6 protein-coding genes are annotated in these 7,301 nt (G+C 52.7%); 2 read left to right on the top strand and 4 right to left on the bottom strand.

Annotated elements, in window-relative coordinates; translation table 11 throughout:
• Nucleotides 1–336: 336 nt before the first annotated feature.
• Both MRY86_RS11610 and MRY86_RS11605 read right to left on the bottom strand, forming a co-directional pair.
• Complete coding sequence (locus tag MRY86_RS11610) at nucleotides 337–2,007, bottom strand: response regulator (RefSeq protein ID WP_293562739.1); 1,671 nt, start codon at nucleotides 2,005–2,007, stop codon at nucleotides 337–339.
• A 10-nt stretch (nucleotides 2,008–2,017) separates the two neighbouring features.
• Nucleotides 2,018–3,424 carry an ATP-binding protein gene (locus MRY86_RS11605; protein WP_293562738.1) on the bottom strand — a complete coding sequence of 469 codons (1,407 nt, stop codon included), beginning with the start codon at nucleotides 3,422–3,424 and terminating at the stop codon, nucleotides 2,018–2,020.
• A gap of 59 nt (nucleotides 3,425–3,483) precedes the next feature.
• Here MRY86_RS11605 and MRY86_RS11600 point away from each other — a divergent pair, with 59 nt between their 5' ends.
• A complete protein-coding gene (locus MRY86_RS11600; protein WP_293562737.1) occupies nucleotides 3,484–4,854 on the top strand; it encodes an MATE family efflux transporter in 1,371 nt (456 codons plus the stop codon).
• Here MRY86_RS11600 and MRY86_RS11595 read toward each other — a convergent pair.
• Nucleotides 4,851–5,474 (bottom strand): Uma2 family endonuclease, encoded by a 624-nt coding sequence (locus MRY86_RS11595; RefSeq protein ID WP_293562735.1) that lies wholly within the window; start codon nucleotides 5,472–5,474, stop codon nucleotides 4,851–4,853. The genes MRY86_RS11600 and MRY86_RS11595 overlap by 4 nt on opposite strands.
• Before the next feature lie 196 nt (nucleotides 5,475–5,670).
• Here MRY86_RS11595 and MRY86_RS11590 point away from each other — a divergent pair, with 196 nt between their 5' ends.
• Nucleotides 5,671–6,177, top strand: coding sequence for an NUDIX domain-containing protein (locus MRY86_RS11590; RefSeq protein ID WP_293562734.1), 507 nt, complete (start codon nucleotides 5,671–5,673; stop codon nucleotides 6,175–6,177).
• On the opposite strand, the gene MRY86_RS11585 is transcribed toward MRY86_RS11590, so the two are convergent.
• Complete coding sequence (locus MRY86_RS11585) at nucleotides 6,156–6,887, bottom strand: alpha/beta hydrolase-fold protein (protein ID WP_293562732.1); 732 nt, start codon at nucleotides 6,885–6,887, stop codon at nucleotides 6,156–6,158. The genes MRY86_RS11590 and MRY86_RS11585 overlap by 22 nt on opposite strands.
• Between the last annotated feature and the right edge of the window lie 414 nt (nucleotides 6,888–7,301).

Genomic DNA, 7,301 nt, shown 5'->3' with positions numbered 1-7,301 from the left:
CCGAGCAACGCCTCTCTTGCGAAGCGAGTGCAAATGTAAAACGCTTTTCCCGTTCCCGCAAGCAACTTCTCTTTTTTTCTTAATCGGGGAAAGTCAGTCCCGGAGGCTTTGTTTGGCAGCAAGATTATTTGCCCGTGTAAATGCCTAGCTCTACGTGGGGTTACATGACTGTATTTTGCTCAGTTGCAAAAAGAGTGCTGTAAATTTTTTTCTGCCAGTCAGCGGTACACCTTAATATATGAATGGACAGATTTATCGATTAGTGATCCAAAGTATGCAGGTGGTTTCTCCGAATAGAACACTTTGATGGATGGAGACCTTGCTCTACAGGCGGGCTTATACCTCCGCCAGGTACTCATGCACAAACTTAATGGCCATAGCCCCCTCTCCTACTGCAGAGGCAACCCGGTTCATAGCTCCTGCACGCACATCGCCGGCAGCGAAGATACCAGGCACGCAAGTTTCCAGAAGGAAAGGCTCCCGGTCACGTTTCCAAACTTTGGCGAAAGCCGGATCCGCCATCAGGTCATTGCCCGTCTTTAGGTAGCCTTTCTCACTACGGATGATTTGCCCGTCTAGCCAATCGGTGTAAGGGCGGGCACCGATGAAGATGAATAAGGCGTCTGCAGGGACCTCATAGCTAGCTTGGTCTTCCATGTTTTCCAGCAGCAGCGTTTCGAGGTGACCATTACCCTTTGCCTGAAGTACTTGCCGGCGGCCGTGCACCTCTATATTAGGTATGGCATTGATTTGATCAATGAGGTAGGAAGACATGGTGGCGGTCAGGTCAGGCTTACGGATAAGGATGCGTACTGTTTTGGCAAACTGAGAAAGGTAGACCGCCCCCTGCCCGGCAGAGTTCCCTCCGCCAACGATGTAGACTTCTTTCTCCCGGCAGGCATTCGCCTCAGTCATTGCTGCACCATAATATATGCCTGCGCCTGTGAGGTCAGCTGCGCCCTCGGCGGGGAGCTTCCGGTAGTCGACGCCAGTGGTAATGACTACGGCCCGGGTATTGATGGTGGAGCCGTCTGCCAGGTGGATGGTTTTGTATTGCCCATCGGTGGAGATGCTGCTGACCTCCTGAGGGGATAAAAACTCCACGCCAAACCGGGTCGCCTGAGTGATGGCGCGCCGGGCAAGTTCGGAACCGCTTAGTCCTTTGGGGAACCCCAGGTAGTTCTCAATCCGGGAACTCGTGCCCGCCTGCCCGCCCGGTGCCCGGCGCTCGATGAGTAAGGTCTTCAGCCCTTCTGAGCCGCCGTAAACGGCAGCGGCTAAGCCGGATGGGCCAGCTCCGACGATGACTACATCGTAAAGGTCGGACTGTGCATTGGGGTGGAGGCCTATTTTGGCGGCAATCGCTTGTACCGTTGGATCGGCAATCGCACTGCCATCCTCAAAGAAAACCGCAGGCAGGGTCTTGGCTGGGATATCGTGCAAGTTGAGCAGTTCTTTTGCCTCCGGGCTCGTTTCTATGTCCAGCCATTGGTAGGGCAGCAGGTTGCCTGCCAGGAAATCCTTCACCTGATGGGACTTGGGGGAGTAGTTGTAGCCCACTACGCGAATGCCCCTGAATTTTGGCTTGAAGCCAACCTGCCACTCTTCAAGCAAATCGTTGAGGACGGGATAAAGCCGTTCCTTTGGCGGGTCCCAGGGTTTGAGAAAGTAGTAATCAAGCTGCACATCATTGATAGCTTTGATGGCTGCGTCCGTGTCGGAATAGGCGGTGAGTAGCACGCGCTTGGCTTCCGGGTATAACGGCCGGGCACGCTCCAAAAACTCCACCCCCAGCATTTCCGGCATCCGCTGATCAGAGATAAACAGGGCGACTTCCTCTCCTTTTTTCTTTAATTCCTCCAGCGCTTCAAGACCTTCATTAGCGCTGTCAGTGCTGATAATGCGATAGTCTTCCTTATATGCGTTGCGGAGATCGCGCTTCAGAGAGCGCAGTACCTGGGGGTCATCATCAACCGAGAATATTATGGGTTTGCTGTTGCTGGCCATTCGTTTAAGTTTAAGCAGTGGGGAAACAAAGCGTGAAAACGGTACGTCCGGGTTTTGAATCCAAGGTGATTTTGCCCTTATGGCGGTCTACTATTTTTTTGACGATATCGAGCCCCATTCCGGTCCCCTCCCCCATAGGCTTGGTGGTGAAAAAGGGTTCGAAAATCCGGGTTTGGTCTTCTTCAGGAATGCCGCTGCCGTTGTCCTCGATATCCACACAGACGTACTGACGATCGGGATAGGTGCGGACAATTAGCTGCCCACCGGGTGACATGGCATCAACGGCATTTACGATGAGGTTGGTCCAAATCTGGTTGAGCTCACCGGCAAAGCCCTGTACCGCAGGCGCCGACTGGCAGAAGTCTTGGACCAGTTCGATTTGCTTGCCTTTGAGCTGGTGCCTGAGCATGGTTAGAGTGCTTTTCAGGCCTTCGTGGATATCTACGGGTTCAAGAGCAAGGCCCCTATCCATGTGGGAGTAATCTTTAATGGAGCGAACGAGGCTGGAAATCCGATTAGAGGCTTCGTTGATTTCCTCTACGAGGCGTTCCAGGCTAAGCGTGCTTTCCAGCCACCAAAGGATAGAAGGCAGGGGCTGCTCGCCTACGATCTTCTCGACTCTGGACAACTCTTCTACCGTCATGCCAAAATCAGCGAAGGTTTCGGCAATGTCCTCAGCGCCTTCAACGCCGTGGTCTTCCAGCCAATCGAGCATATCGTCCAGGCGCTCTTCCCGCTCCATAAGGCTGAGAGACAAGGAAGGGGCTTCCTGAATTTTCCCAAACAATATAGTGTTGATCTGATCGGTCTGTCCGGGGGTAATGCCCATCGTCATGATCGCCTTGAATTTTTCCGGCGTGGAATGCACTTTTTGGTATAGCTCCTGCGCATTGCGGACCATGGCCGAGGCCGGGTTATTCAATTCGTGGGCCAGTCCGGCGGAGAGTTTCCCCAAGGCCATAAGTTTTTCGGTCTGGAAGCGCTGGGAAGTGAAATCCCGCACCCGGTCGCTCATTCGTGCCACGAGTGCCTGGGTAAGGGCGTAGCTGCGGTTGACCATTTCTGTAAAGTGCTGCCGGTGGAGCTCCAGCGTATATGTTGGTTGTAAGGCGATACCCTCTGCCTGGGTGTGGGTCATGCGGGAGAAGGGCAGGACTCCTGTGATGTAGCCGGTTTCAAAAACGCCCAGCTCCAGGGATTGCCCGCCGCGCGTGGCACGGATGACATACTGCCCGCTGACAATAATCTGCATGTGGTCCACGGCATCGCCTGGGCGGAATAAAGCTTCACCTTTTTTGTAAAGGTGGTACTCGGATGCATCGATCATCCACTGCAAGGCTTCCGGAGGTATTTCGGAGAAGGTATCAAAGGCCTGGATTTGCTGCAGCAGGTCTTTAGGTTTGGGTGCTATGGACATCAGGTTTTAAGGTTGTACTAATTATAGGTACATTGCGACCACAAAAATGGTTGCACCCTATGAGCCAGTCAAAAGAACTGGGCGAGAAGCCCATCGGTCCGCTGTTGCGGAAAATGGCAGTCCCGGCTTCCGTGGGCATGCTGGTTATGTCTATTTACTCCATTGTGGATACCATTTTCGTTGGGCTATGGGTAGGCACACTGGGCATTGCGGCCATTACGGTGGTGATGCCTATTATGTTCCTGATTTCCAGTATGGGTATGGCGATTGGCGTGGGGGGCAGTTCGATAATCTCACGGGCGCTGGGTGGGGATGACCATGACAAGGCCTGTAAAGTTTTTGGCAATATGGCCACCCTGACGCTATTACTGGTGGTCGTACTGGGTTTGGGGCTATCGTTTCTGCTCACGCCGGTGCTGGAACTTTTTGGAGCACAGGGCGATATTATGGAGCCAGCTAAATCCTATTTTACCATCGTATTGCTTAGTGTACCCGGGCTAGCGTTTGCCATGATGGGCAATAATGTGATGCGGGCAGAGGGAGCGCCGAATATGGCGATGTTTACGATGATGGTGCCGGCTGTGGCAAACCTGATTCTGGACCCGATTTTCATTGTGTGGCTGGACTGGGGCATCGAAGGGGCGGCATGGGCCACTACCCTGTCCTATTATGCGAGTGGCGGGTTTACGCTATGGTTTTTCCTTTCAGGACGGTCGGAGTTGACATTGTACCGCAGCAGTATGGCGCTCGACAGGACGCTTGTGCGAGATATTTTTAGTATTGGCATCGTCACTTTGGCACGGCAGGGCACCATAAGCCTGCTTACAATTGTGCTCAACCGTACGCTTTTCCAGTATGGCAATGAAGTGGCGGTGGCCATGTACGGCATTATCAACCGGGTGATGATGTTTGCGAATTTCCCGGTGCTTGGTATCACTCAGGGGTTTATGCCGATTGTGGGGTACAATTATGGGGCGGGTAAACCGGAGCGGGTGCGCAGCATTATCAATTACTCTATTCGGAGCGGCACGGTGATTTCCCTGGGATTGTTTGCGGGGATTCTGTTTTTTGCAGGCCCTATCGTGTCCATTTTCACCAATGACCCGGAGCTCATCAGCCAAACGCCCCGGGCGCTGATGCTCAGTTTTCTAGCGGTACCGCTGATTACAGCGCAGCTGGTCAGTTCCGCCTACTTCCAGGCGATTGGGAAAGCCTGGCCGGCATTAATACTCACGCTGACGAAGCAGGGATTTTTCCTGATCCCTTTTGTGCTCATCTTGCCCCACTTTTTCGGTTTGGATGGCGTGTGGTATGCCTTCCCGGTATCGGATGTGCTGGCCGTGGCAGTCACCTATGGCTATTTGCGGTATGAGTTAGGGAGGAAGGCGCCTTATGAAGTTGAAATTGCTCAGGCATCCGGTGGAGATTAGAACAGTCCTTGATACAGATCCGACATCTGTATTTCAAAAGCTCCGACCTGAAGATCCTGGTTTGTGTCATTGAAATCAGTACTTTTCCAGCGCTCCGTACCTGGCAGGCGCTCAAAAAGGGTCGCATAAGGGCGGTCCTGCTCCAGGTAGAGTATGTATTGCAGGGAGGCGATAGATTTGTACCCCTGCAACTTTTCCCCGAAATCACGATTGCGGCTTGATGGAGAAATCACCTCCGCTACCATCCAGGGGTTAGTATGGGCAGTCTTTCCCGGAGCATATTCATGGATGGAAGGTATTCCCTGTACTACGGAGACATCAGGTGCGTAAGCTTTCGTTTGGTGCTCAATGAATACATGTCGATTGCTACCATAACGCCGGTAATAGGTATTACCTTTTAAGCAAACGAAAAGTACACCAAGGAGATTAGCAACGAGTTGCTCGTGGTGGTCAGATGCTATACTCATAATAATGATTGAGCCATCTTCAAATTCGACCGGATACTCAACCTGTTGCAATACGTCGATGAAAGTAGCGTAATCAGCAGAGAACCGGTGCAATTCCGGGCCTAACTTTAGACGATCAGACAATGACAATGGAATGGATACGGCTGTGCTCATAATCTAAAAATAGCACTTTCCACTCAAAAAAACAACTGATGCCGGAACATTGCCCGATTGTGGTCTCCCCTAATTTTAACAACGGTGTTTACTTCGTTTTGAGGAGGCGCAGGGGGTTAGCACCTCCCACCTTTACTTTTTCACTACAGAGGAGGTATTTTAATACTTCACTTATCTTCACGACCAAAACAACACCATGCAGGAAGGCCTCAAACGCATCGCCACCATGGTTGTGCTCCGCCACGAAGACGCGTTTTTATTGCTCAAACGGAATAAAATGCCCAATGAAGGCATGTATGTGCCCGTGGGCGGGAAGGTAGAGCCCTACGAACGGCCCATTGATACTGCAGTGCGAGAGACGGCGGAAGAAACCGGTATTCAACTGACACGGGAGCAACTGACCTACGGCGGAGTGCTTACTGAGACCTCGCCGGTTCATTACAACTGGCTGTGTTTTATTTTCATCGCAGCTATCGAGTGGGTGCCGCCACCACCCTGTGATGAAGGCACCCTGCATTGGGTTCCGCGCAGTGGTTTGCTTGATGTCCCTACCCCTCCCACGGACTGGCAGATTTATGAATACCTCCTGAGCGGGCAGCCTTTTGCGCTGGACGCCCTGTACGACGCGGAACTCAACCTACTGGAAATGAGGGAGGAGATTTCCGGCAAGGTGGTCTTCCCTCAGAACCGGGATTCCAGGTAGTAAGGCAGCATCTTGCGCCAGGTCGGCCAGTCGTGCGGCATATCCGGGCCCCAGACATCAAGCTCATGGCTGATGCCCTTGGCGTGCAGGATGGCAGAAAAGCGGCGGGAGGCATCCGGGTTTTCCCAATCGCCCTGACCGGTAACAATATGAATGTGGTTGCTGCGGCGGATTTGCGTAAGCAGGCCGTGGTCCTCCATATTGGGAAGATACTGTACCGGCGAGTTGAAATACACATCCTGATCGTGGTACCCTTTGGTGTAAGTGCTCAGATCGTAATCGCCACTCATGCCGATGACACCGCTAAAGAGGTCTGGCCGGCGGAAGAACAGGTTGACGGAGTGCAAAGCTCCTAATGAAGCCCCGCAGGTGATGATAGGGGTGTCTTCGCTCGTTATGCTTTTGATGAATGGCACGACTTCCTCAAAGACATACGCATTGAACTGCTGATGCCGGATGGCCTTGTGGCGGGGGTGCATGTTGGGATTGAGCCAGCTTTCTGCGTTGATACTGTTGATGGAAAACACCTTCACTTTGCCCGCGTTGATGGGCCCGGCAATGGCGTCAATCAAGTGGAAGCGCTCGTACTCCAGGTAGTCGGCAGCAGCCGTTGGCAAAAGGAGCAGGGCAAAGCCATAGTGCCCGTAGACGGCTACTTCCATTTGTTTGTTGAGGCGGGGGCTGTGCCAGGAATGGATGTCTCTGTTCATCGTTGGTTTTTAATTTCGCGCAAAGATAGTGGATTGATGGATAAAGTAGGTCAGAAAGTATACCGAACTTAACACCTGAGGCTTGGTTACCCGCTATCGCAGCGAGTGCGTCGCCGAACAGCACCCTCCGAATATATGCAATACGAAGTGGTCACCTACTGGCGCTGACGGCCAGCACGGGGAACGATAAATGTCGGGTCGTTGATCCAGACATTCATCGTCTGGGGTCGTTGATCCAGACATTCATCGTCTGGAATCTTGGATTTGCGACATCGGCCACTGACGAAGCGTAGCTTGTCAGGGCAAGCGCAAACCACTTCCCAGCGTAAGTGCTGCCCCTCCTGCCTTTAAGTATAGTCTCCGGTGGCCAAAGCCCACAAGTGAGGAGACACGGGCAAGCATTGAGTAGGTTTG

The organism is Phaeodactylibacter sp. (assembly GCF_022763345.1).
Lineage (GTDB): Bacteria > Bacteroidota > Bacteroidia > Chitinophagales > Saprospiraceae > Phaeodactylibacter.
This window is presented reverse-complemented; position numbering and strand designations above follow the sequence as displayed.